Raw genomic sequence first — 1,310 nt, 5'->3', positions numbered from 1 at the left:
AGTCTCGGGGGTTTTTTCCTTCTCCCGATCGTCACCAAGATGCTGGGGCCCGACAGCTACGGGATCTGGGCACAGATCAACGTCACGATCTCTCTCCTCTCCCCTCTTGCCCTGGTCGGACTTCATATGGCGTTTCTCCGGTTTCTGGCCGCAGAGACAGACGAGGGTGTTATCAGGGAGGGTTTTTACTCGATCATCTTCTTTGTCGGCTTTACCGGGTTTGCGATATCGCTCGCGGTCTATCTCCTCTCGGATCTCCTGGCCGTGACGCTGTTTGGCGATATCCAGGCCTCTTATTTCGTAAAGGCCGGTTCGTTTCTGATCCTGCTCACCGCCGTCGATCTGGTGGCGACATTCTATTTCCGCATCAGTCGCGAGACCGGGATCTACGCGGCCTTATCCCTGTTCAACAGTTTCGGGCGGCTGATACTCATCCTGATTCTTCTGGTACTGGGGTTCGGTCTCATCGGCGTGATTGGCGGCATCTTCATCATCACGCTACTGGAAATTTTGATATCCCTTGCTCTCATCATACGCCGTATCGGGTTTGCCCTGCCGAGATTTACCTATATTAGGGAATATCTGAGATACTCGGCGCCGATAACCCCGAATGCACTTATCCGGTGGATCACCGAGTCCAGCGACCGGTTCATTATCGGTTTCTTCCTGGGGGTTGCCGCCGTCGGGATTTATTCCGCGGGATACATCATCGGGGGGCTGATCTTCCAGTTGATGTATCCGATTCAGTTGATCCTGTTTCCCGAGCTCTCGCGGCTGTATGACCGGCTGGAGATGGGAGCGGTGAAATTTTATCTCAGCATCTCATTGAAATATTTCCTGCTGGCGGCCATACCCGCCGTGGTAGGGCTGTCTGTTCTGGCCGGCCCGATCCTGAACCTCTTCACCACCCCTCAGTTTGCGTCGGGGGCGGTCGTCATCCCCTTTATTGCCCTTTCCGGTCTGCTGGCAGGAATCTACCAGATCGTCATCAACATCACCCATCTGGTGAAGAAGAACCAGTTCAACCTGTTTATTCACGTGCTTGCGGCGGTCTCCAATCTTCTTCTCAATCTGCTGCTCATCCCGTTCGTCGGTTTTATCGGTGCTGCAATCGCTACCCTGATATCCTACACGGTCACCGCGATCGTGGCGATTCTTTTCTCCTTTCGGTATATCAGGTTCAGGATCTACTGGTCGTCTATCTTCAAGAGCGTCGCCGCATCCGGGGCTATGGCCGGCGTTATACTGCTTATACCGGTCTATTCGGTGTATAGTCTCCTCTTTGCGGTTGGGAGCGGCATGGTTCTGTA

1 protein-coding gene is annotated in these 1,310 nt (G+C 53.9%); it reads left to right on the top strand.

Annotated elements, in window-relative coordinates; genetic code table 11:
- Positions 1–39 precede the first annotated feature (39 nt).
- Positions 40–1,310, top strand: a 1,271-nt coding sequence (locus EI28_RS12880; protein WP_231476867.1) for an oligosaccharide flippase family protein, incomplete at its 3' end; no start/stop codon positions are given.

The sequence above is a fragment of the Methanoculleus sp. MH98A genome (assembly GCF_000691865.1).
Classification (GTDB): Archaea; Halobacteriota; Methanomicrobia; order Methanomicrobiales; family Methanoculleaceae; genus Methanoculleus.
The sequence above is the reverse complement of the archived record's forward strand: the minus strand, read 5'-3'. Positions and strand labels throughout refer to the sequence as shown.